The organism is Methylorubrum sp. POS3, assembly GCF_043352485.1.
GTDB classification, from domain to species: Bacteria; Pseudomonadota; Alphaproteobacteria; order Rhizobiales; family Beijerinckiaceae; genus Methylobacterium; species Methylobacterium suomiense.
The window spans coordinates 1,949,943-1,971,419 of sequence record NZ_JAPRBT010000001.1; the positions used below are offsets into that span (position 1 = coordinate 1,949,943).

22 protein-coding genes are annotated in these 21,477 nt (G+C 70.4%); 11 read left to right on the top strand and 11 right to left on the bottom strand.

Features of this window, described 5'->3' with window-relative positions; all coding sequences use genetic code 11:
- Positions 1 to 78: 78 nt before the first annotated feature.
- The 5 genes from gorA to OWC43_RS09315 form a co-directional block, all read right to left on the bottom strand.
- Entirely contained in the window at positions 79 to 1,464 is a 1,386-nt protein-coding gene (gene gorA / locus OWC43_RS09295; protein WP_393956449.1) for a glutathione-disulfide reductase, read from the bottom strand.
- A 7-nt stretch (positions 1,465 to 1,471) separates the two neighbouring features.
- Positions 1,472 to 2,623, bottom strand: a complete 1,152-nt coding sequence (locus OWC43_RS09300; protein ID WP_393958530.1) for an O-antigen ligase family protein — start codon at positions 2,621 to 2,623, stop codon at positions 1,472 to 1,474.
- Positions 2,624 to 2,685: 62 nt separating this feature from the next.
- On the bottom strand, positions 2,686 to 3,258 hold the full coding sequence (locus tag OWC43_RS09305; RefSeq protein ID WP_393956450.1) for a DUF2059 domain-containing protein: 573 nt from the start codon (positions 3,256 to 3,258) through the stop codon (positions 2,686 to 2,688).
- A 47-nt stretch (positions 3,259 to 3,305) separates the two neighbouring features.
- Entirely contained in the window at positions 3,306 to 4,019 is a 714-nt protein-coding gene (gene rpiA / locus OWC43_RS09310) for a ribose-5-phosphate isomerase RpiA (RefSeq protein WP_393956451.1), read from the bottom strand.
- 187 nt (positions 4,020 to 4,206) lie between these two features.
- The gene (locus tag OWC43_RS09315; RefSeq protein ID WP_393956452.1) at positions 4,207 to 4,734 is read right to left on the bottom strand and encodes a hypothetical protein; all 528 of its coding nucleotides are present in this window, start codon (positions 4,732 to 4,734) and stop codon (positions 4,207 to 4,209) included.
- Between the two features lie 221 nt (positions 4,735 to 4,955).
- Between OWC43_RS09315 and gph the strand changes: the two genes are divergently transcribed.
- Together gph and OWC43_RS09325 are read left to right on the top strand one after the other, a co-directional pair.
- Complete coding sequence (gph, locus tag OWC43_RS09320) at positions 4,956 to 5,666, top strand: phosphoglycolate phosphatase (protein ID WP_238307366.1); 711 nt, start codon at positions 4,956 to 4,958, stop codon at positions 5,664 to 5,666.
- A gap of 439 nt (positions 5,667 to 6,105) precedes the next feature.
- Entirely contained in the window at positions 6,106 to 6,681 is a 576-nt protein-coding gene (locus tag OWC43_RS09325; protein WP_393956453.1) for a hypothetical protein, read from the top strand.
- Positions 6,682 to 6,814: 133 nt separating this feature from the next.
- Here OWC43_RS09325 and OWC43_RS09330 read toward each other — a convergent pair whose 3' ends face one another.
- Positions 6,815 to 8,056, bottom strand: coding sequence for an argininosuccinate synthase (locus OWC43_RS09330; protein ID WP_137830777.1), 1,242 nt, complete (start codon positions 8,054 to 8,056; stop codon positions 6,815 to 6,817).
- 223 nt (positions 8,057 to 8,279) lie between these two features.
- Here OWC43_RS09330 and OWC43_RS09335 point away from each other — a divergent pair, with 223 nt between their 5' ends.
- A complete protein-coding gene (locus OWC43_RS09335) occupies positions 8,280 to 8,906 on the top strand; it encodes a 2-hydroxychromene-2-carboxylate isomerase (protein ID WP_393956454.1) in 627 nt (208 codons plus the stop codon).
- 165 nt (positions 8,907 to 9,071) lie between these two features.
- Here OWC43_RS09335 and OWC43_RS09340 read toward each other — a convergent pair whose 3' ends face one another.
- Entirely contained in the window at positions 9,072 to 10,382 is a 1,311-nt protein-coding gene (locus tag OWC43_RS09340; protein WP_393956455.1) for an MFS transporter, read from the bottom strand.
- A gap of 143 nt (positions 10,383 to 10,525) precedes the next feature.
- Between OWC43_RS09340 and OWC43_RS09345 the strand changes: the two genes are divergently transcribed.
- A complete protein-coding gene (locus OWC43_RS09345; protein ID WP_393956456.1) occupies positions 10,526 to 11,401 on the top strand; it encodes a dienelactone hydrolase family protein in 876 nt (291 codons plus the stop codon).
- 123 nt (positions 11,402 to 11,524) lie between these two features.
- On the opposite strand, the gene OWC43_RS09350 is transcribed toward OWC43_RS09345, so the two are convergent.
- The 4 genes from OWC43_RS09350 to OWC43_RS09365 all read right to left on the bottom strand — a co-directional run bounded on the left by OWC43_RS09350 (position 11,525) and on the right by OWC43_RS09365 (position 14,145).
- Entirely contained in the window at positions 11,525 to 12,802 is a 1,278-nt protein-coding gene (locus OWC43_RS09350; RefSeq protein WP_393956457.1) for an MFS transporter, read from the bottom strand.
- A gap of 32 nt (positions 12,803 to 12,834) precedes the next feature.
- The gene (locus OWC43_RS09355; RefSeq protein ID WP_393956458.1) at positions 12,835 to 13,215 is read right to left on the bottom strand and encodes a tautomerase family protein; all 381 of its coding nucleotides are present in this window, start codon (positions 13,213 to 13,215) and stop codon (positions 12,835 to 12,837) included.
- 13 nt (positions 13,216 to 13,228) lie between these two features.
- The gene (locus OWC43_RS09360) at positions 13,229 to 13,654 is read right to left on the bottom strand and encodes a MarR family winged helix-turn-helix transcriptional regulator (protein WP_393956459.1); all 426 of its coding nucleotides are present in this window, start codon (positions 13,652 to 13,654) and stop codon (positions 13,229 to 13,231) included.
- 68 nt (positions 13,655 to 13,722) lie between these two features.
- Positions 13,723 to 14,145 carry a winged helix-turn-helix transcriptional regulator gene (locus tag OWC43_RS09365; RefSeq protein ID WP_393956460.1) on the bottom strand — a complete coding sequence of 141 codons (423 nt, stop codon included), beginning with the start codon at positions 14,143 to 14,145 and terminating at the stop codon, positions 13,723 to 13,725.
- 104 nt (positions 14,146 to 14,249) lie between these two features.
- Here OWC43_RS09365 and OWC43_RS09370 point away from each other — a divergent pair, with 104 nt between their 5' ends.
- From OWC43_RS09370 to OWC43_RS09400, 7 genes are all read left to right on the top strand, one after another.
- Positions 14,250 to 15,131, top strand: coding sequence for an SDR family oxidoreductase (locus tag OWC43_RS09370; RefSeq protein WP_393956461.1), 882 nt, complete (start codon positions 14,250 to 14,252; stop codon positions 15,129 to 15,131).
- 129 nt (positions 15,132 to 15,260) lie between these two features.
- Positions 15,261 to 15,758: a 23S rRNA (pseudouridine(1915)-N(3))-methyltransferase RlmH gene (rlmH, locus tag OWC43_RS09375; protein ID WP_137829740.1), complete on the top strand. Its 498-nt coding sequence runs from the start codon at positions 15,261 to 15,263 to the stop codon at positions 15,756 to 15,758.
- Positions 15,755 to 17,146: a murein hydrolase activator EnvC family protein gene (locus OWC43_RS09380; RefSeq protein WP_393956462.1), complete on the top strand. Its 1,392-nt coding sequence runs from the start codon at positions 15,755 to 15,757 to the stop codon at positions 17,144 to 17,146. Before rlmH ends, OWC43_RS09380 begins: the two co-directional genes overlap by 4 nt.
- Positions 17,146 to 18,468: a S41 family peptidase gene (locus OWC43_RS09385; RefSeq protein ID WP_137829738.1), complete on the top strand. Its 1,323-nt coding sequence runs from the start codon at positions 17,146 to 17,148 to the stop codon at positions 18,466 to 18,468. Before OWC43_RS09380 ends, OWC43_RS09385 begins: the two co-directional genes overlap by 1 nt.
- A 150-nt stretch (positions 18,469 to 18,618) precedes the next feature.
- Positions 18,619 to 19,851 carry a divergent polysaccharide deacetylase family protein gene (locus tag OWC43_RS09390; RefSeq protein WP_393956463.1) on the top strand — a complete coding sequence of 411 codons (1,233 nt, stop codon included), beginning with the start codon at positions 18,619 to 18,621 and terminating at the stop codon, positions 19,849 to 19,851.
- 108 nt (positions 19,852 to 19,959) lie between these two features.
- A complete protein-coding gene (locus tag OWC43_RS09395; RefSeq protein WP_393956464.1) occupies positions 19,960 to 20,559 on the top strand; it encodes an RNA pyrophosphohydrolase in 600 nt (199 codons plus the stop codon).
- Between the two features lie 25 nt (positions 20,560 to 20,584).
- Entirely contained in the window at positions 20,585 to 21,280 is a 696-nt protein-coding gene (locus tag OWC43_RS09400) for a DUF2939 domain-containing protein (RefSeq protein WP_393956465.1), read from the top strand.
- The last annotated feature ends 197 nt before the right edge of the window (positions 21,281 to 21,477 follow it).

Here is a 21,477-nt window from a genome sequence, read left to right on the forward strand (position 1 = left end):
TCGGATCGAAGCGCCTGTCGCGGATCCCGTAAGCAGGGACGCCTATCGGGTTTGGGAAAGGGCCGGTCCGGGCCTCGCCTAGCCCACGCCGACCGGATGCTTGACCACGAACGGCGTGCGCATCGTGACCAATTCCTCGCCGAGGGTCGGATGCACCGCGATGGTGCGGTCGAAATCGGCCTTGGTGGCCCCCATGGTCACGGCGATGCCCACCGCCTGGATGATCTCGCCGGCATCCGGCCCCATCACGTGGACGCCGACCACGCGGTCGCTGGCGCGCTCGACGATCACCTTCATGATGACGCGCTCGTTGCGCCCGGACAGCGTGGCCTTCATCGGCCGGAAGCTCGCCTTGTAGACGTCGATCTCGCCGTAGCAGCGCCGTGCCACGTCCTCGTTGTGACCGATCACGCCGATTTCCGGCGTCGAGAACACGGCGGTGGCGATCAGGCGGTGATCGACGCACCAGGGCTTGTTGCCGAACACGGTATCGGCGAAGGCGTGGCCCTCACGGATCGCGATGGGCGTCAGCGCGGCCCGCCCCGTCACGTCGCCGACGGCGTAGATCGAGGGCACGCTGGTGCGGGAATCCGCCTCCACCGGAATGGCGCCGCGGTCATCGAGGGCGATGCCCACCCGTTCGAGGCCGAGCCCCTCGACATTCGGACGGCGGCCGGTCGCCACCAGCACGCAATCGACGTCGAGTTGCTCGCCGTCGTTCAGGGTCGCGCGGATCGCGGATCCGGCGCGCTCCAGCCGTTCGACGGTGCGGCCGAGGCGCAGATCCATGCGCTCCGCATAGGCCTCGCCGAGCGCCCCCGCGATCTCGGGATCGAAGCCGCGCAGCAGGGTTTGGCCGCGATGGAGCAGGGTGGTCTTGGTGCCGAGCCCGGCGAAGACGCCCGCGAACTCCACGGCGATGTATCCGCCGCCGACCACGAGGATGCGCTCGGGCTGGGTTTCCAGTTCGAAGACGCCGTTCGAATCGATGGCGAGTTCCGCCCCGGGGATCAGCGGCTCGTGGATCGGACGCGCACCCACCGCGATCAGGATGAACTTCGCCCGTACCTGACGGCCGGAGCCAGTGAGGCGCACCGTGTGCGGATCCTCGATCACCGCGCGCTCGGGCACCACCTCGACGCCCGATCCGGCGAGGTTGCGCCCGTAGATGCCCTCCAGCCGGGCGACCTCGGCGTCGCGGGACGCCTTCAGCGCCGCCCAGTCGAAGCGCGGCGGCTCGATGTGCCAGCCGAATCCGGCGGCATCCGCGAACTCGTCGGTGAAGCGCCCGGCATAGACCATCAGCTTCTTCGGCACGCAGCCGCGGATCACGCAGGTGCCGCCGACGCGGTATTCCTCCGCCAGCATGACCTTGGCGCCGTGGCCGGCGGCGATCCGCGCCGCGCGCACGCCGCCGGAACCCCCGCCGATCACGAACAGGTCGACGTCGAAGCCTTCGCTCATCGCATTCTCACTCGTTCGATGCCGGCCGAGCCGTGACGGCCATGCGCAGCCACGCCAGGGCGGCGCCGCATCCGGCGGTCCACCAAGCCTGCCACGCTCCGTGCTCGACGAACATCACCGCCACCGCCGCGCCGAGCAGACCCAGGGCCACGGCGAACAGGCCGCGCGGCAGGGCCGCCGCCGCTCTCAAGGCCAGAAACGCCACCAGCGCCCCCAGGATCGCACCGACGAGGCCGAGTTCCGCCCAGATCTGGAGGAAGCTGTTGTGGGGATGACCCAGCATCATCATCCGCTGCATCTCCGGCCCGACCGTCGCGGCGGCCGGCACGGCGTCGAAGCGGGAGGCGGTGCCGTAGCCGGAGCCGAGGATGGGCGCCTGCGCCACCGCCGCGCCGAAGCTCTGCGCGACCGTGACGCGGATCCGCGACGAACTCTGCGTCAGCCGATCATGCGCCGCGTCCGGCATGAAATGGACGAGGATATCGCCCTCGACCGGTGCCAGGGCGAAGGCGAGGGCGAGCACCAGGGCGGCGATCGACAGGCCGACCCGCTTCGGCGTCAACCGGGCGAGGACGAACAGGCCGAGCCCGGCGAGCAGGCCCAGGGCCGCCGCGCCGCTGATCGAGCGCAGGATCGCCAAGGCCGAGACCGCCAGCAGGGCGAGGGCGGCGATGCGATGCCCCCGCAGCATCAGCAGGGCGGCCAGCGGCCCGGCCAGCAGCACGGTCGTCAGCAGGGGCCGGTTGAACATGAACAGGGCCGCCCGCTGCCCCAGCGCCTCCTGCAATGCGAGGTCGGTGGCGAGGCTCGCCACGATGAACAGGCAGGCGATGGCGAGGCCTGCGGCGGCGAGGAGGGGCCCCCAACCCGGCATCCGGCCCGGCGCGAGGCGGACCAGCAGGTAGGCGCAGAGAACCGCCGGGGCAAATTCCGAGAATGCCCGCGCCGACAGGCCGGGGAAGGGACTCCAGGCGAAGGTGACGAGGCTCCAGCCCAGGAAGGCCAGGATGGCGAGCCCGAGGGGCGCGGTCAGCGGGCGTAGGATCTGGCCGAAGGCGTCCGCGCCGCGCTCGGCCACCGCGCCCGCGAGGAACAGGCTCGCGGCGATCCCGATCACCAGCGGGCTCGATCGGTTGGCGAGCGCCATGGCCACGGGCATTAGCGCCAGCGCCACGGTCCCGGCAGCGTCGAACCGCGCGGCGACTCCCGGCCGTCCGATCCTCACTGGAGCGAGTGGCCGCGCTTGCCCATCTCGGCCCGGGTGCGGACCATGATGTATTCCGAGACCTCCTGGGTCCAATCCTGCATGGCACCGACCATGTCGTCGAGGATCGGCGGCTGGGTCTCGACGTAACGCTTGCCCGCGGGCGAGCGGAAGAAGACGATGATCTCCTTCAATTCAGCTTCGGTCAGGCGCTTGGCATAGATGCGCGCCGCGATCTCGATCAGCCGGTTCTTCTGCAGGGTCATCTCGGGCTCGAGGCCTTTCAGCACCTCGTCGAGATCCTTGCCCAGGTCGGGCCTCGTCACCGCATTCTTGCGGATCTGATCCGCCATGGTCGGAATGATCGAGTCGAACGAGCGGCTGATCCCCGAGCTCATCATGACTTCGCGGGCGAGGGCGAGATGGGAGGGGGTGATCTCGGGCTCCGCCGGGGTTTGCGGCGCGGGGGTGCCGGGTTTGGCGGTCGGCTTCTGAGCGGGCGCCGGGGGCTTGGCGGCTTGCGCGAGGGCGGCCTGCGGCGCGCCCATTGCGAGGAGGAGGCCGGCCAGGACGGCAAGACGGGGCAGCATGCGGAAAAAGCTCCGAAATGGGCGACGGACGGGAGCCGCCGGAAGAATCACGAACGACCGAGGACGGTGACGACGGCCTGCGTGCCGGAGGCCTCGGCGAGGAAGGCGGTGTCGGCGATGCCGAGGAACAGACCGTGCTCGACCACGCCGGGCACCGCCCAGAGTCGGGCCGAGAGGCCTTCCGGATCGGGAATGCGGCCCAGATGCGCGTCGAGGAGGGCATGGCCCCCATCGGTGAGGAGGGGCGCGCCCGCGGCGTCCAGCCGACGGGTGATCCGCTTGCCCGCGCAGCCGCTCTCGGCCAGCGCCGCCTCGACCGCGCGCCAAGTCGCGCCCAGGCCGAAGACGTTGACCTCGATCGGCAGGGGGAAGGCCCCGAGCGTCTCGACCCGCTTGGCCGCGTCGGCGATCACCACCATGCGGCGGCTCGCCACGGCGACGATCTTCTCGCGCAGCAGCGCCGCGCCGCCGCCCTTGATGAGCCGCAACTGACCGTCGCACTCGTCGGCGCCGTCGATGGTGAGGTCGAGTTCCGGGAGCTCGTCGAGAGTCGCCAGCCGGATGCCCTCGCGCTCGCAGGCGATCCGCGTCGCCTCCGAGGTCGGCACGCCGATCACGTCGAGGCCCGCGCGCACCCGGTCGCCCAGCAAGGCGATGAAGGCGGCGGCGGTGCTGCCGGTGCCGACGCCCAGCCGCATGCCGGGCTCGACGAGGGCAAGGGCGCGTTCGGCCGCGGCCCGGCGCAGATCGGGCGCGCTCACGGGGTCATCTCCGGGATCGGCTGCGGGTGCGTCATGGGCGGATCGGTCCCGGTTGGCTGCAAGGACGGGCAGGCCCCTAGCATGCCTCCCCGTCGCGGCAAAAGCCGGACGAGAGGCGGTGCGAGCCTGCGTCACTCCCGTGAGGGGGATGCCGCGCGAATCCCGCGCCGCCGCCTGTGTCCGCGGTTCAGGGCCGGCCCTGGCCGCCGCTCTGTCCACCCTGGGGCGGCGTGGCGCTCGGGCCGGCGCGGCCGGGGGCAGGGCCGGTCGCCGCCGCCCCCGCGCCGCTCGCGGTGCCGGCGGGCGGCGGGCCGGCCTGTTCGGTGCACACCACCAGCTCCTGGCGGATCTGCACGTAGCAGGCGCTCATGGTCCCGGTGCGGAGGTTGACCCGGTAGATGCCGGATTCGCGGGCATGGCGGGAGGCGATCAGCCCGTACTCGCCCGGCGCTTGCGGCCCGGCACCCTCTCCCGCCGCGAAGCAGAGGGTGACGCCGACGCTGTCGTCGCGCAGGCCGTACTGGCAGGAGGTTACCTCGCCGGTGGCGCGATCGATCCGATAGATCCGGTTGAGATCGACCGCCGGTGCGGCGACGAACTCGTAGGAGCCGGCGGCGCGCGCGCTGCCGGAGCCGCAGGCGAGCGCGGCGAAGAGGGCGCAGCCCGCGAGGCGGGCGGGGGAGAGGGCCGATTGGGGGCGTTGGGCCAGGGTCATGGACGATGCCGGGGTGAGGAGCGGGGATTACGGGGACAAGTCGCGGCGCGATACGACACCATCAGGCGCCGGATCCATGGCGGAGCTTGGGCGGGAGCGTGAAACGGGGGGCGGCAGGAACGCAACAGAAGCGCGCGCGCTAACGCTCGGTCAACAGCTGGGGTTGATCGTTGGGGAGACGACAGCTAGCCAGCTTGACAGTGCTTGGATCCGGGACGCCGATGACCGTTCTTCCTCCCATCGCGGTGTTCGATCTCGACGGGACGCTCGCCGAGACCGCGGGCGACCTCGTCGGCACCCTCAACGTGATCCTCGCCCGCGAGGGCCATGCGCCCTTGCCGCTGGAACAGGCCCGCGACCTTCTGGGCGCCGGCGCCCGTGCCCTGATCCAGCGGGGCTTCGCCGTGGCCGGGGCGACCCTCAGCCCGGAGCGACTGGAAACCCTGTTCGAGGCGTTCCTGGAGCATTACGGCGCGCATCTGACCGACAATTCCACCCTCTTCCCCGGCGTCGTCGCGGCGCTCGACCGGCTGGAGGCCGAGGGCTTCGTGCTCGCCGTCTGCACCAACAAGGTCGAGGCGCATGCCGTGGCCCTGCTGGCGGAACTCGGCGTGCGGGCGCGCTTCCCGGTCATCGTCGGCAAGGACACCTTCGCCTTCTCCAAGCCCGATCCGCGCCACATCACTGCGACGATCGCCCGAGCCGGCGGCGATCCGACCCGCGCCGTGATGGTCGGCGATTCCCGCGCCGACGTCGCCGCCGCCCAGGCGGCCGGCATCCCGGTGGTGGGTGTCACCTTCGGTTACACCCCGGTGCCGATGCGCGAGCTGCAGCCCGATTGGGTGATCGAGCATTTCGACGAACTGGCGGACGCGGTCGCCGCGCTGGTGCCCCATGCCTTTCGCCACGCGGTGGTGAAGCCGGCGGCTTGAGAGCCTGATCGACTGGCTCACTCGAAATCGACTCCCTGATCCTGAGCTACCGCGGCAACGGCCTCGAAGGAGGGAGAGGATCGAGATCGTCGCGGCCTCAAACCGGTTCGATTTCGAAGAGACAGGTCAAACAGGCCGTCGCACACGCCGAGTTTCCGCAGCCGTTTCTTCGGGGCGCGGCGGACCGGCCTGCGTTTCGGTCGCGATGACCATGCCCATTTCATGCAAACGAGATCCCGATCGCGATGTACGGCATCTCGGGGACCATCGCGCCTGTGCTGGCCGGCAGCCGGCGATGCCGGCGGCAGCTTCTGCGAGACGGTTCGGCATCGCTTTCTAATGCGCCTGCGATGCCGTGTCGGTGCCGCTCCGCTTGCACCGGGCCGACGGCTGCGCCACTGAACCGGGGCCGGGAGCTCCCGGCGGCGCGAGAGGCATGATGAGCGATCCGACCCCCTTCGAGCTGACGCTGGAGCGCATCGCGCTGATCCGGCGCATGGTCGTTGCCTGGAACGCGGCCAGCGAGGGCGCGCCGATCATCCATCCGGACGCGCCCTATGGCAGCTTGGATCGCGACGACGACATCTTCAACGTCACCGGGGACGACGAGGGGGCCGAGGAAGAGCACCGGGCGATGGGCGACGCGCTGGCGGTGTTCCTGCAGCACGCCGTGCTGAAGCCCGGGCGCTACCAGTATCACAATCCCCTAGCGAAGCTGTCCTCGACGGCCGTCTCCGACGTGTTCCGCGACGGCGAGACCGGCGAGACGCCCGAGCACATCACCTTCGAGGTGACGCCGGCTCACCTCGCCCTGATCCCGCGCCTTCAGGTCCGGTGGGACATCGAGGCCGATGGGCCCGCCATCGATCCCGCGCAGCCCTACGGTGCCGGGGTGGAGCCGGAATCCGAGCGGCTGCACCGCGAGATGCAGCCGGCGATGCAGATTTTTCTGCGGTACGGCGATCTCGCGCCGGGCTTCTTTCGGAAGGGCGCGGCGGGCTGGGAGACAGCGTGAACGCTGGTTCTGCGCCGCACCCCTTCACGCCGAACCTCCGCCGCCGACCACGAAAAGATCCGGGTCCCGCTTCGCGGGCCCGGAACGACGGCGGAATGCCGGATGCGGACGATCGGCCCCGGGCCGACGCCCGTCAGCCCTCGCGCTTCTTGCGCTGCGCCAGGGTGCGCAGCCGCAGGGCGTTGAGCTTGATGAAGCCCGCCGCGTCGCGGTGATCGTAGGCCACGGCGCCTTCCTCGAAGGTGACGAGATCCTGGTCGTAGAGCGAGTGCGGGCTTGTCCGGCCGATCACGTGGACGCCGCCCTTGTAGAGCTTCAAGCGCACCGTGCCGGTGACCTTCTCCTGGCTCTTGTCGATCAGCGCCTGGAGCATCTCGCGCTCCGGCGAGAACCAGAAGCCGTTATAGATCAGCTCCGCGTATTGCGGCATCAGCTGATCCTTGAGGTGGGCCGCGCCGCGATCTAGCGTGATCGACTCGATGGCACGGTGGGCCGGCAGCAGGATGGTGCCGCCGGGCGTCTCGTACATGCCCCGGCTCTTCATGCCGACGAATCGGTTCTCGACGAGATCCAAGCGGCCGATGCCGTTGGCCCGGCCCAGCTCGTTGAGCTTGGCGAGCAGGCTCGCGGGCGACAGGGCCTCTCCGTCGATGGAGACGGCGTCACCGCGCTCGAAACCGATGGAGATGACGGTGGGCTGATCCGGCGCCTCCTCCGGCGAGAGGGTGCGGGAATAGACGTAGTCCGGCACTTCCACGGCCGGATCCTCCAGCACCTTGCCCTCGGACGAAGCGTGCAGGAGGTTGGCATCGACCGAGAACGGGCTCTCGCCGCGCTTGTCCTTGGCGATCGGGATCTGATGCTGCTCGGCGAAGGCGATGAGCTGCTCGCGCGAGCGCAGATCCCACTCGCGCCAGGGGGCGATCACCGTCACGTCGGGCTTCAGCGCGTAGTAGCCGAGTTCGAACCGGACCTGATCGTTGCCCTTGCCGGTGGCGCCGTGACAGACCGCGTCCGCCCCCACGCGCTCGGCGATCTCGATCTGCTTCTTGGCGATGAGAGGGCGGGCGATCGAGGTTCCGAGCAGGTAGACGCCCTCGTAGACGGCGTTGGCCCGGAACATCGGGAAGACGTAGTCGCGGACGAATTCCTCGCGCAGGTCCTCGATAAAAATGTTTTCCGGCTTGATGCCCAGGAGCTCGGCCTTGCGCCGCGCGGGCTCGAGCTCCTCACCCTGGCCGAGATCGGCCGTGAAGGTCACGACCTCGCAGCCGTAGGTCGTCTGCAACCACTTGAGAATGATGGAGGTATCGAGGCCGCCCGAATAGGCGAGCACGACCTTCCTGACGGCTTTGTTCGGGCTGGCGTCGGACATGGGCGGTGGCTCTGGAGAGGGATCTGGCGCGTGGGCCGGGCTGATCTGCGGCTTAACAGCAGGCCGGATCGCCGCGCAACCGCGCGAGCGCTGCCCGGTTGTCCGGCTGCGGCCCGCCTTGCGCAGCGGCGCCGCATCTTTTGGTGTCGTGGTTGCGCGATCGCGCCTTGCGGATGGGCGATCCCGGAACGACGATGCGGACATCCGGTAGGAGACACGCTGAATGACGCGGCGGCCGACCCTGGAATTCTGGTACGAGTTCGCCTCGACCTATTCCTACCTTGCGGCCATGCGGATCGACGCGCTGGCGGAATCCGCGGGCGTCGCGATCCGCTGGCGGCCGTTCCTGCTCGGGCCGATCTTCGCGTCGCAGGGGTGGACCAACTCGCCGTTCAACCTCTTCCCGGCCAAGGGCCGCAACATGTGGCGCGACGTCGACCGCGAGGCGGCCCGGTTCGGCCTACCGCCGGTCACACGCCCCAACCCGTTTCCGCAGAATTCGCTCTCGGTGACCCGTGCGGCGATCTACGGCGCCGATCACGATTGGCTGGTGCCCTTCTCGAAGGCGGTGTTCGAGGCCTGCTACGCCCGAGGCGAGTCGATCGCCGAGCCGGCGGCGGTGGCCAAAGTCCTCGACCGCATCGGGCTCGACGGGACGGCGATCCTCCGGGCCGCCTCATCGGAGGCGAACAAGGGCCGCCTCAAGGTCGCGGGCGAGGAGGCCCGCTCCCGCGGCATCTACGGCGCGCCGAGCTTCCTGGCCGAGGATGGCGAGCTGTTCTGGGGAAACGATCGACTGGAACAGGCGCTGGCCTGGGCCGCGGGCGACCGGCCCGCGGGGCTGCGGTAATCATCGGCGTCTCCCATCGATCCTCCTCACCCTGAAGCGCCCGCCTTGGCGGGCCTCGAAGGAGGTCTCCAGGGATCGCCGAGACGTCTGGAGCCCTCCTGCGCGGCCGCTCACACGGCATGTCGGGATGAGGGAAGCGGGTGGGCGGGAGCAGCCGGCAGTTCCTCAGCCCCTCTTCAAGTCGCGCCCCCGCGTCTCCGGCAGCAGCAGGGCCGCCACCGTGCCGACGAGGCTGAAGGCGGCCAGGTAATAGGCCGGCATCATCCGGTCGCCGGTCGTCGCGATCAGCCAGTTGACGAGATAGTTCGTGCTCCCCCCGAACAGCGAGACCGATACCGCGTAGACGATCGACAGGCCGGCCGAACGCACGGCGCGGGGGAGCGATTCGGGAATCGCCACGATGATCGCCGCCGCATTGATCGAGGAAAGCGCCGAGAGCAGGAAGGTGACGGCGTAGACGGCGGGCGCCCCCGGCTCGCGCAACAGCCACCAGAATGCCGGCACGGCCAGGAGCAGGATCAGGGCGCGGGGCCAGATCAGCACCGGTCGCCGTCCGTAGCGGTCGGCGAGCCAGCCGCCGAGCAGGGGGAAGGCGACCGAGGCGAGGCCGAGCGCGATCGGCACGGCGTTGGCGGCCGTCTCGGAGAGGCCGAGGGTCGCACCGGCATAGACCGGCATGTTGGTACCGATGGCGTTCGAGACCGTCGAGGCGGCGATCACCAGGAAGGTGAGCCCCAGCAGCCGCCCGTGCTCGCGCAGGAGCCGCATCACCACCGCGCCGGTCGAGGCGGCGGCGTTCGGATCGTGGTCCGCCCCCGCCGTCTCGGGCAGGTGGCTGCGGATCACCAGACCGACCGGCACCACGAGGAGGCCGAGGCCGAACATCACCCGCCAGCCCCAATCCGCCATCGCGGCATCGCCCAGGACGAGGGTGAGGCCGGTGGCGAAGCCGCCCGCGAACAGGGCGGCGCAGCCCTGGCTCGCGATCTGCCAACTCGCCACGAAGCCGCGGCTTTCCGGCGGAGCGGCCTCGACCAGATAGGCGGTCGAGGGCCCCACCTCGCCGCCCAGGGCCAGCCCCTGGATCAGGCGCCCGGCGATGACGATCACCTGCGCCCAGCCGCCGAGCACCGCCGTGCCGGGACAGGCGGCCAGCATCAGCATGCCGACCGCCATCAGGCCGATGGTGAGCAGCATGGCCGGCTTGCGGCCCGCCCGGTCGGCGAAGGCGCCGATCAGCACGCCGCCCACCGGGCGCATGACGTAGCCGATGCCGAACAGGGCGAGCGAGGCGAGCAGGCTGTCCGTGGCGCTGCCCCCGGGAAAGAACGCGTCGCCGATCGCCTTGGCGAAGAAGGCGTAGATCGTGAAATCGTAGAATTCGAGGGCGTTGCCCAGCACCACGGCGCCGACCGCCTTGTGGTCCAGGCGAGGGGGCGTCGTCTCCGCCGGGGATGCGGTGTCGTGGACGTTCATTCCGGTCCCTGATCTCGCTGATGCCGAGGCATACGCGGCCGGGGCGTCAAGCGGGACGGCCCGGCGCCTGTTCCCGCAGCCCGGCCCCGCAGGTAGAACGGGCCGGCCGTTCCGCGACCGGGCGGCGATGCGGGACAGGCGCCATGCAGGACGAATTCCGACACGATCGCGCGAGCGAGGCCGCCGAGCCCGGTCGCCGCACCTTCCTCAAGACGAGTTTGGGCGCGGGCTTCGCGCTCGCGGTGCAGCCGGTCTCGGCCGCGACGGTGACGACGCCGACCGATGGACTGACCGCGGGCGAGGTGAAGGTGCCCTCGCTCGGCGTCGAGATCCCGGCCTATCGGGCGATGCCCGCCTCGGGCGGGCCGTTCCCGGTCATGCTCGTGATCCAGGAAATCTTCGGCGTCCACGAATACATCAAGGACGTGTGCCGGCGCTTCGCCAAGCTCGGCTACTACGCCATCGCCCCCGACCTGTTCGCCCGCCAGGGCGACGCCACCAAGGCCGACATCCCGACGATCCGCACGCAGATCGTGCCGAAGGTGCCGGACGCCCAGGTGATGAGCGATCTCGACGCCACCACCGCCTTCGCCGCGGCGAGCGGCGCGGCGGACGTGGCGCGGCTCGGCATCACCGGCTTCTGCTGGGGCGGCCGCATCGTCTGGCTCTACGCCGCGCACACCGACAGGCTCAAGGCGGGCGTGGCCTTCTACGGCATCCTCGGCGGCGCGGCCTCGCCGCCCTCGGAATTGAAGCCGCGCAATCCCGTCGACGTGGCGGGCGCGCTCAAGGCGCCGGTGCTCGGCCTCTACGCGGGCAAGGACGACAACATTCCGATGCCGATCATCGACCAGATGCAGGCGGAACTGAAGGCGGCGGGCAGCCCCTCGCGCATCGAGGTGTTCCCCGATGTCCCGCACGGCTTCCACGCCGATTACCGCCCGACCTACCGCGAGGAGGCCGCGACCGAGGCCTGGGCCAAGGCGCAGGCATGGTTCAAGGCGAACGGGGTCGGATAGGGCGGTTCGAACGCCCGTTCGGGCCGCCTCTCAAAAGCGCGCCCTCACTCAGAGATGCCCCTTGCCCCAAGCAAGGGGCTTCGAAGGAGGCGGGAGAGGGGGGCGGCTCGCGCCCCGTCGATGTCAGGCGGCCGCCGGAACCGCCACCCGCGGCCGCGTTCCGATGAACAGGGCCATCATCGCGGCAGCGAGGCAGAGGAGCCCCGCCGAGACGAAGGCTGAGAAATAGTCGCCGGTGCCGGTGCGGACCGCGCCTGCGGCCCAGGCGGCGCTTGCCGCGCCGACCTGATGGGCGGCGGCGATCCAGCCGAACATCAGCGCGGCGTTCTCCTCTCCGAAGACCTTGCCCGCCAAGCTCACGGTCGGCGGCACGGTGGCGATCCAGTCGAGGCCGTAGAACACGGCGAACAGGGACAGGCCGTAGACGCTCAGATCGAAGGAATAGGGCAGGAACATCAGCGAGAGGCCGCGCAGGCCGTAATACCAAGCCAGCAGCCGGCGCGGGTCGTATCGATCGGTCAGCCAACCCGAGGCGGTGGTGCCGACGAGGTCGCACAGGCCCATCAGCGCCAACACGCTGGCCGCCGTCACCGCCGGGATGCCATGGTCGTTGCAGGCCGGGATCAGGTGGGTGCCGATGAGGCCGTTGGTCGAGGCGCCGCAGATGAAGAAGGTGCCAGACAGGAGCCAGAAATCCCGCGAGCGCAGCCCCGTGGCGAGGCCCTGCAGCGCGCGCCGGGCCGGATTGATCCCACCCCGCGGTGCAGGCTGGATCGCGGTCTCGCCGAAGCGGGCCAGGCCGAGATCGGCCGGGCGGTCGCGCATCAGCCACGCGACCAGAGGCACCAGGGCGAGCGCGGCGAGCGCGACCGTGAGCGCCGCCACCCGCCAACCCTGATCGACGGAGAGGTGGGCGAGAACGGGTAGGAAGACGAGCTGGCCGGTGGCGGCACTCGCGGTCAGCAATCCGACCACGAGGCCGCGATGGCGCCCGAACCAGCGCGACGCGACCGTGGCGCCGAGCACGTTCGCCACCATGCCGGTGCCCGCTCCCACCACGAGGCCCCACAGCAGCACCATCTGCCAGACCTGCCGCATGAACACGGTCGCGGCGGTGCCGACCGCCAGCACGACCAGCGTCGTGCAGACCGCGCGGCGCAGGCCGAACCGCTCGATGATCGCCACCGCGAAGGGCCCGATCATTCCGTAGAGGAAGATGTTGAGGGCGATGCCCCCGCTGATCGTCGCCGTGCTCCAGCCGAATTCCCGCTCCCACGGCACGATCAGCACGCCCGGCGTCGCCCGCACCCCCGCGCCGACCAAGAGGACGAGGAAGGTCACGCCCGCGACGATCCAGCCGTAATGCAGGCGCGCGGGTGCCGGAGATGGGGAGGGCGGCATGGGCTCTGTCCGATGGTCCGGAGGGAGGGCGGTCAGGCGTATTGCGCCTCGCCGTTGCCGAAGGACCAGTTCTCCTTCGGGACCTCGACGAGCTGGATGAGCACGTCTTCCCGGCGCAGGCCCACGCGTTCGTGCAGACCGTCGGCCACGGCCTTGTAGAAGGCCTTCTTCAGCTCGACGCTGCGCCCGGCATTGAGGGTCACCTGGATCGTCAGGGCGTCGCCGCTGCGCGCGATTCCGAGATAGGTCGGGTCGATGACGAGGCCGCCCGGCGCATGCTCGGTGATGACCTGGAAACGGTCGTTCTCCGGCACGTTCAGTGTCGTGCGCATGGCCTCGTAGACCACGTCGCCGACACTGTGCCGGTATTCCGGGCTCTTGCCCTGGGGCAGGTCGATGCGAACGAGCGGCATGGCGGGGCTCCGGTCAGTCGGTTTGCGCGGAATTGAGGCGGGCGAGCCGGCCGGCGAGGTCGGCGACGGCCGCGGGTGGAAAGGCGGTCTCGACGCGCGCCTGCGCCGCCCGCCACAGGGGCAAGGCGGCGGCGAGGGCTGCGCGGCCCGCCTCGGTCAGGGCGGCGACTCGCTCGCGCTGGTCGGCGGCGTTGACGGTCAGCCGCACGAGGCCCCGCCGCTCCAGCGGATCGAGGTTGCGGCCCATGGTCGAGCGGTCGAGGGCCGCTTCCGCCGCGAGGCGCGTCACGCCCACCGGCCCCAGCCGTTCGAGGATGCGCAGGATCGAGAATTGGGTGATTCGCAGCGAGGCCGGCTGCAGAGCCGCGTCGTAGGCGGCGGTGACCGCGCGGGTGACGCGGCGCAGGTTCGCGCACAGGCAGGGCGAGTCGGCAGCCATGAAACGGGTATATACCCATTTCTCTCGGCCGCAAGGCGCGGCGCGATCCTGGCCGTGAGGGGGGAGGGCTAAACCGCCGAGGGGAGCTCGTCGTAGCGGACCCGTGCCTCGCGGATCGCGGGATGCGCCTGCTCGGCCCAAGCGACCAGGGCCGCCACCGGCACCAGCAGCGACCGTCCCAATTCGGAGAGCCGGTACTCTACGCTCGGCGGCTTGGTCGGGAAGACGTGGCGCGTGATGAAACCGTCGCGCTCCAGATTGCGCAGGGTCTGCGTCAACATCCGCTTCGAGATGTCCGGGACGGCTCGGGCAAGGCCGTTGAAGCGCTGCGGCCCACAAGCCAACGCGATCAGAACCAGGGTCGTCCACTTGTCGCCCAGATGGTCGAGGACATCTCGAACCGGACACCCCTCGGCGCCGCAAGCATGCATCTGCCACGTGGCGAACTGCGCCGCCAGCGCGGCCCCGGCGGTGGCGCTGTGATCGCTCATCAATCGGTTCCCCCGAGGTTACCTTGTCCCCGAAAGGTGCCTCCTTACGGCGTTTCCCGGTCTCAAATAAGAACCTTGTTCTCCTGAGAGACCGGAGCACACCCATGTCATCCACGTCCCCCACCGTGTTCGTCACCGCCGCCGGCGGTCAGCTCGGCCGCCTGACCGTAACGGCGCTGCTGGACCGGATCGCGCCCGATCGCGTGATCGCCGGCCTGCGAAACCTCGATTCCGAGGCGGCCGCCCAGTTTCGCGCCCGTGGCGTCGCCGTCCGCCTCGCCGATTACGACCGGCCGGACACGCTCGCGGCGGCGTTCGAGGGAATCGACCGCCTCCTGCTGATCTCCTCGAACGAGATCGGGCAGCGGGTGCAACAGCACGGCAACGCCATCGAAGCGGCGCGCGGGGCGGGTATCGGCATGCTCGCCTATACGAGCGTCCTGCGGGCCGACAGGTCGTCCCTTGCTCCGGCCGAGGAGCACCGGCAGACGGAGCGAATCCTGCGGGAATCCGGTCTCCCGCACGTTCTGCTGCGCAACGGCTGGTACACCGAGAATTACACGGCCTCGATCCCGAGTGCCCTGACCCATCAGGCCCTCATCGGCAGTGCGGGCACGGGTCGGATCGCCGCCGCCGCCCGCGCGGATTACGCCGAGGCTGCGGCCATCGTGCTGACCGATGCGGGCCAGGGGACGGCAGAGATCTACGAATTGGCGGGCGACGAAGCCTTCACCCTGGCCGATTTCGCCGCCGAAATCGCCCGGGCCTCCGGACGCCCCATTGCCTATCGCGACCTGCCGGAGGCGGCGTATCGCGACATTCTGCTCGGGGCGGGCCTGCCCGCGCCGCTCGCCGCCCTCATCGCTGGTTCGGACGCCGCCGCCGCCGAGGGCGCCCTCTTCGATGATGGCCATGCCCTCTCCCGGTTGATCGGACGGCCGACCACGCCGTTCGCCGCGAGCATCGAAAAGGCCCTGGCTGGCTGAACCGCGACGGCGGGGACGTTATCGGGGGGGGTCGCAGGTGCGGGACGCCGGCTACGGATCGTGCTATCGGCCCGCTCGTCGCGAGTTCCTTCGCGAAGTCTCTCGTGGCTCCTCGGACGGCCCCCTTCCTTGCGCCTCCTCGTCGTCGCCGTCGGTCGTCTGAAGAACGGGCCGGAGCGGGATCTCACCGCTCGCTACCGGGAGCGCGCCGCCGCGCTCGGCCGGGGGCTCGGCGTCACGGCCTGCGATCTGACCGAGATCCCGGAATCCCGCGCCCGCCGCGCCGCCGACCGGGTGGCCGAGGAAGCCGATGCGATCCTCGCCCTGGTGCCGGGGGACGCCGCGCTGATCGCCTGCGATGAGCGCGGACGCTCCGACTGGCCGAGCGAGCGGATCGCCGCCCGGATCGGCGCGTGGCGCGATGCGGGTCGACCCGCTCTCGCCTTCGTGATCGGCGGGGCGGACGGGCTGCACGAGCGCGTGCGGGCCCGGTCCGACCATATTCTCGCCTTCGGAGCGGCGACACTGCCCCACGGACTGGTGCGCGTGCTCGTGCTGGAGCAAGCCTATCGGACCCTCACCATCCTGGCGGGCCATCCCTATCACCGCGGCGATCCCGACGCATGAGGCATTTCCGGACGAGGGCGGCGCTCCTCCTGGCCGGCTGGGTCGCTGCCGGACTGCCGGCATGGGCGCAGGAGGCCGGGCCAGGAAACGGGCAAGGAAACGCGCAAGGCGCCGGACAGGGCAGCGGAAATGCCGACGCCATGCGTCAGGCTCAGGAGGAGCGCGATCGTCGGGCGCAGAATCTCAAGCAGATCGAGGACGCGCTGGCCGCGAGTGCCGGCAGTCGCGCCGCTTTGGAAGCCGAGATCGCGACGATCGGCTCGGATCGGGCCAAGCTCAGCACGGCGCTGCTCGATGCCGGCCGGCAGGCCCAGGCGACCGAGGATCGGCTGAACCGGCTGGAAGAGCGCCTGCGCTCGCTGACCGACAGCGACGCGGCGATCCGCAAGTCGCTCAATTCGCGCCGGGCCGTCATTGCCGAGATTCTGGCCGCGCTCCAGCGCATGGGCCGGCGCCCGCCGCCGGCGGTTCTGGTGCGGCCCGAGGACGTCTTGGTGGCGATCCGCACCTCGATGCTGCTGGGCGCCGTGGTGCCCGAGCTGCGCGGCGAAGCCGAGACGCTGGCCGGCGATCTCGCCGAGCTGGTCCGGGTGCGGGGCCTCATCGCGGCCGATCGCGAGGCCCTGCGGAAGGATCTCGCCGGCTGGGCCGCGGAGCGCCAGCGCCTCGACGCGCTGGTCGCCGCCCGGCGCGCCCGGCAGGTGCAGATCGAGAGCGACCTCACGCAGGAGCGGCGCAAGAGCACCGAACTCGGCACCCAGGCCAAGTCCCTGAAGGATCTCGTCGACCGGATGGAGAACGAGCTGTCCGCCGCCCGCCGCGCCTCCGACGAGGCGCGGGCGGCGGAGGAGCGGGAGCAGCGCAAGACGCAGGAGAAATTCGCGGCGGCCAGCGCCCGCGATCCCGCCAAGCTCGCTCCCAAGGTGAAATTCGCCGATGCCCGCGGCGATCTGCCCAGGCCCGTCAGCGGGACGCTGGTGCGCGGCTTCGGCCAACCGGACGGACAGAGCGGAACCACCCGCGGCATCTCGCTGCGGACGCGGCCGAAGGCCGTCGTCTCCGCACCGGCGGACGGATGGGTGTCCTTTGCCGGCCCGTTCCGCTCCTACGGCCGTCTCTTGATCATCAACGCGGGCGACGGCTACTATCTCTTGTTGGCGGGCATGGACCAGATCAACGTCGAAGTCGGCCAGTTCGTACTGGCAGGCGAGCCGGTGGCTGCCATGGGCGAGGGCGGCGGCCCCGCTGGCGTGTCGCAGGCGAGTGCGTCACAGAGGGACGATGATCGGAACGATCCCGTCCTGTACGTCGAGTTCAGGAAAGACGGCGGCTCCATCGATCCGGAGCCGTGGTGGGCGAGAAGTTCCAGCGAGAAGGTTCGCGGATAATGCGCAAAGTGTCCCTCGTGTTGCTCGGCGCCGCCCTCGGGATCGGTGCCTCGGCTCTCTCGACCCAGACGCAATTGCTGTCGGGCACGAGCGCGGTCGCGGCCTCCGCCGAGACCTACCGGCAGCTCAGCCTGTTCGGCGACGTGTTCGAGAAGGTGCGGACCGACTATGTCGAGAAGCCCGAGGAGTCGAAGCTGATCGAGTCGGCGGTCAACGGCATGCTGACCTCGCTCGACCCGCATTCGAGCTACATGGACGCCAAGGCGTTCCGTGACATGCAGACCACCACCAAGGGCGAGTTCGGCGGCCTCGGCATCGAGGTCACGATGGAGGACGGCCTGATCAAGGTCGTCTCGCCCATCGACGACACCCCGGCCTCGAAGGCGGGTCTGCTGGCCAACGACATCATCACCCAGATCGACGACGATCAGGTCCAGGGTCTCACCCTGAACCAGGCGGTCGACAAGATGCGTGGGCCGGTGAACTCGCCGGTGCGCCTCAAGATCAGCCGCAAGGAAGCCAAGGATCCGATCGACGTCACGCTCAACCGCGACATCATCAAGATCCGGCCCGTGCGCTCGAAGGTCGAGGGCGGCGATATCGGCTATGTGCGCCTGACCCAGTTCAACGAGCAGACCTTCGAGGGTCTCAAGACCGCGATCGACAAGCTCCAGACCGAGATCGGCAACGACAAGCTGAAGGGCTACGTCGTCGATCTGCGCAACAATCCCGGCGGTCTGCTCGACCAGGCCGTGATGGTCTCCGACGCCTTCCTCGATCGCGGCGAGATCGTCTCGACCCGCGGCCGCAACCCGGACGAGACCCAGCGCTTCTCGGCCAAGGCGGGCGATCTCGCCAAGGGCAAGCCGATCGTCGTGCTGGTCAATGGCGGTGCGGCCTCGGCCTCCGAGATCGTGGCCGGCGCCCTTCAGGATCACAAGCGCGCGACCATCATGGGCACGCGCTCCTTCGGCAAGGGCTCGGTCCAGTCGATCATCCCGCTCGGCGGCCAGGGCGCCCTGCGCCTCACCACCGCGCGCTACTACACGCCGTCCGGCCGCTCGATTCAGGCGAAGGGCATCGAGCCGGATCAGGAGGTGCTGCAGGACGTGCCCGACGATCTGAAGGGCAAGGACGAGACCAAGGGTGAGGCCGGCCTGAAGGGCCACCTCAAGCAGAAGGACACCGAGGAGCGCGGTGGTTCTTCGGCCTACATCCCGCCGGACCCGGCCAAGGACAAGCAGCTCATCGCCGCGGTCGACTTCCTGCACGGCATCCAGAAGGGTGCGGCCAACGTGACGAAGCCGGCGACCCAGAACTGATTTTTCGCAACCCGGCCGCGCGGTCGCAGCCGGGATTAGCGAAAGATTAACCATGACGGCCCGCAATGCCGGCTACAACCGGCGCTGCGGGCCGTTTTTCGTATCGCGCCCCGTGCCGGTTCTGCGAAAGGTCGCCAGAGGCGAGAGCGGGTGAGCGAGTCGGCCGACGATATCCTGACGAAGCCCCTCGGGGTCGGGGTCAAGGCCGGGGCGAAGACCGGTGGTCTGCGCCGCCTCCCGCGCCCGACGGCCGCGCACGCGGCGGGTGCGGCCTGCATCGCCCTCGCCCTGCTGGCCGGGGGCGTGGCACTCCTCGGCGATCCGCGGGGCGGCGAGCCCCGCGCCAGCGCCGTCATCGAGCGGCGCGAGCCCGCCGCACCGCCCGTCGCGAAGGTCGCCCCGCAGCAGGTGGCCGAGGCGGCTGCGAAACCGGCGGATTCTCCCCAATCCGCCCAGGAGGTCGAGCAGGCCTCGGGCGTCAGCGTGTTCCGGCCGGCCGGTGCGACGGCCCCCGATGCGCCGGTCATCATCCGCGTGCCGAACGCGACCCAGATCCGCCTGAACCCCGCCCCCGATCCGCGCCTGACCGAGCGCGGGCGCAACGGACCGCTGCCGAAGATCGGTGAAGGCAAGATCCGTCCCCTCGACGTCTATGCCCGCCCGGAAGAGCCGGGCCAGGGGCCGCGGATCGCCATCCTGGTCTCGGGGCTCGGGATCGGACACACGGCCACGATGAGCGCCATCGCCCGCCTCCCGGCGGCGGTGAGCCTCGCCTTCTCGCCCTATGGCAGCGATCTCGAGAAGGTGGCTTCGCGGGCCCGCGAGGCCGGGCACGAGATCCTGGTCCAGTTGCCGATGGAGCCGTTCGACTATCCCGACAGCGATCCCGGGCCGCAGACCCTGCTCGCCGGCTCCCGCCCCGCCGAGAATCTCGACCGGACGAGTTGGGTGCTGAGCCGGTTCCCCGGCATCGTCGGCGTGGTCAATCTGATGGGCGCGAAGTTCGCGGGCGAGACCGGCGCGCTCGAGCCCGTGCTGAAGGAGCTTGCCGGGCGCGGCCTCGGCTTCGTCGATGACGGCACCGCGCAGCGCGCCCTCGTCGCGGGGTCGGCCGCCAAGGCGAAGCTTCCGGCAGCCCGTGCCGAGATCGTGATCGACGCCACCGCCCGGCCGGAGGCCATCGATGCGGAACTCGCCCGCCTCGAAGCGCTCGCCCGTCAGAAGGGCTTCGTGCTGGCCTCGGGCAGTGCCGCCCAGCTCACCATCGACCGGCTGTCGCGCTGGACCCGCGACCTCGAAGCCCGCGGCGTGCGGCTGGTGCCGGTCAGCGCGGTCCTGCGGCAGGCCCCGGCCGCCGGAAAGCTGTCGAGCGCGTCTCCCTGAAATCGGGCCGCCGGCCTCATGCTCTCCATCTCCTGAGCGAGATCCCGGCCGCCGGACATCAGGTCGGCGTTGCCGCTGGCGCGCGCGCCGTCCTATGGTCGCGCCGCCATGGCAAATCCGAGTCACGACCATCCGAGCGACGCTCGTCCCGGCGACGACCTTCCGTCCCGGCCGGAGGGCGACGCGCTGCCCTATCGCCCCTGCGTCGGCGTGGCCCTGTTCAACCGGGACGGGCGCGTCTTCGTCGGCCGGCGCAAGTCGGAGGCCGGGCCGGAGCACGTGGCCGACGGCCATGCCTGGCAGATGCCGCAGGGGGGTATCGACCCGGACGAGCCGCCGCTCACCGCCGCCCTGCGCGAACTCCACGAGGAGACCAACGTGCCGGCCGAGGCCGTGACGCTCCTGGGCGAGACCCGCGACTGGCTGGCCTACGATCTGCCGGTCGACGTGATGAAGCAGGCCTGGAAGGGCCGCTACCGCGGTCAGCGCCAGAAATGGTTCGCCTTCGGTCTGACCGGGAGCGAGGACGTGATCGACGTCGATGCCCCCGGCGGCGGTCACCACAAGCCCGAATTCGATGCGTGGCGCTGGGAGCACCTGGAAGCGCTGCCGGGCCTCATCATTCCGTTCAAGCGGCCGGTCTATGAGGGGGTCGTCGCGGCGTTTGCCGGTCTGACGGGTTGGCACGCGGCGGGGGACGCGTCGTGAAGCAAGGGCGCGCCCGCAGCTGACGATGCGCTGGTGGACGATCCCACTCCTGGCGGCCCTCGGCTGGTTCGCCTACACCCTGACGCCGTTCTGGTCGCTCTACGGCCTCGCTCAGGCGGTGCAGACGGGCGACGTCGCCGCGGTGGCGCAGCGCGTCAATTTTCGCACCCTGCGCCTCTCCCTGGCCAAGCAGGTCTCGGCCGCGATCCGCGCCGAGGGTGCCGCCGAGCCACGGGAGCGGCAACGCCTCGCCGATGCGGCGGCGGCCCTGGCGCTGCCGGTGACCGAGGCCCTGGTGACGCCGCAGAACGTGGTCGATCTCCTCGATGACGGCTGGCCGCAGGCGCTCGACCTCCCGGAGGCCACCAATCGGCACGATCGCCGGGACGGCCTGCGCATCCCCGATGCCGCCCGAGCCCTGCGCTACTACCTCGCTTCCGAGATGCGCGGCTTCCGCTCCGTGGTCATCGCCGTGCCGCCGGATCGTCCGCGCCAGGAGCAGTTCCGCATCCGCATGCGCCTGCACGATTGGGGCTGGCGACTCACCGATATCGAATTGTCCGAGGATCTGCGGGGGCGCATCGCCGATCGGATCTCCGCCGGGCTCGCCCGCCTGCGCGATCGGTCGGGGCAGGAGAAGATGGGACAGGACAAGCCAAATCAGGACAAGCCAAGTCAGGAGAAGGCCGCCCCGGAGCCCGTTCCGCCGCGGGGGCGGTGACTTCGGGCGATCGGTGACGCGGATGTCACTGGACGAAGGTCCGGCGCAGCTTAATTGAAGCGGGCCGCCTGAGAGCGGTTACGCTTCGCGGAGCGCACCCTTGAGCGCAGCGTCGGCCCACGGTTCCACGGACAATTCCACGGACGATTCGCCCGCGGAGGATACGGATCACGGCCCGGAGCGCCGGCTCGGGGCCG

Coding starts and splice junctions, on each gene's coding strand:
- gorA (WP_393956449.1), bottom strand. CDS start 1,464: ATGAGCGAAGGCTTCGACGTCGACCTGTTCGTGATCGGCGGGGGTTCC.
- OWC43_RS09300 (WP_393958530.1), bottom strand. CDS start 2,623: ATGCCCGTGGCCATGGCGCTCGCCAACCGATCGAGCCCGCTGGTGATC.
- OWC43_RS09305 (WP_393956450.1), bottom strand. CDS start 3,258: ATGCTGCCCCGTCTTGCCGTCCTGGCCGGCCTCCTCCTCGCAATGGGC.
- OWC43_RS09315 (WP_393956452.1), bottom strand. CDS start 4,734: ATGACCCTGGCCCAACGCCCCCAATCGGCCCTCTCCCCCGCCCGCCTC.
- gph (WP_238307366.1), top strand. CDS start 4,956: ATGACCGTTCTTCCTCCCATCGCGGTGTTCGATCTCGACGGGACGCTC.
- OWC43_RS09325 (WP_393956453.1), top strand. CDS start 6,106: ATGAGCGATCCGACCCCCTTCGAGCTGACGCTGGAGCGCATCGCGCTG.
- OWC43_RS09330 (WP_137830777.1), bottom strand. CDS start 8,056: ATGTCCGACGCCAGCCCGAACAAAGCCGTCAGGAAGGTCGTGCTCGCC.
- OWC43_RS09335 (WP_393956454.1), top strand. CDS start 8,280: ATGACGCGGCGGCCGACCCTGGAATTCTGGTACGAGTTCGCCTCGACC.
- OWC43_RS09340 (WP_393956455.1), bottom strand. CDS start 10,382: ATGAACGTCCACGACACCGCATCCCCGGCGGAGACGACGCCCCCTCGC.
- OWC43_RS09345 (WP_393956456.1), top strand. CDS start 10,526: ATGCAGGACGAATTCCGACACGATCGCGCGAGCGAGGCCGCCGAGCCC.
- OWC43_RS09350 (WP_393956457.1), bottom strand. CDS start 12,802: ATGCCGCCCTCCCCATCTCCGGCACCCGCGCGCCTGCATTACGGCTGG.
- OWC43_RS09355 (WP_393956458.1), bottom strand. CDS start 13,215: ATGCCGCTCGTTCGCATCGACCTGCCCCAGGGCAAGAGCCCGGAATAC.
- OWC43_RS09360 (WP_393956459.1), bottom strand. CDS start 13,654: ATGGCTGCCGACTCGCCCTGCCTGTGCGCGAACCTGCGCCGCGTCACC.
- OWC43_RS09365 (WP_393956460.1), bottom strand. CDS start 14,145: ATGAGCGATCACAGCGCCACCGCCGGGGCCGCGCTGGCGGCGCAGTTC.
- OWC43_RS09370 (WP_393956461.1), top strand. CDS start 14,250: ATGTCATCCACGTCCCCCACCGTGTTCGTCACCGCCGCCGGCGGTCAG.
- OWC43_RS09380 (WP_393956462.1), top strand. CDS start 15,755: ATGAGGCATTTCCGGACGAGGGCGGCGCTCCTCCTGGCCGGCTGGGTC.
- OWC43_RS09385 (WP_137829738.1), top strand. CDS start 17,146: ATGCGCAAAGTGTCCCTCGTGTTGCTCGGCGCCGCCCTCGGGATCGGT.
- OWC43_RS09395 (WP_393956464.1), top strand. CDS start 19,960: ATGGCAAATCCGAGTCACGACCATCCGAGCGACGCTCGTCCCGGCGAC.
- OWC43_RS09400 (WP_393956465.1), top strand. CDS start 20,585: ATGCGCTGGTGGACGATCCCACTCCTGGCGGCCCTCGGCTGGTTCGCC.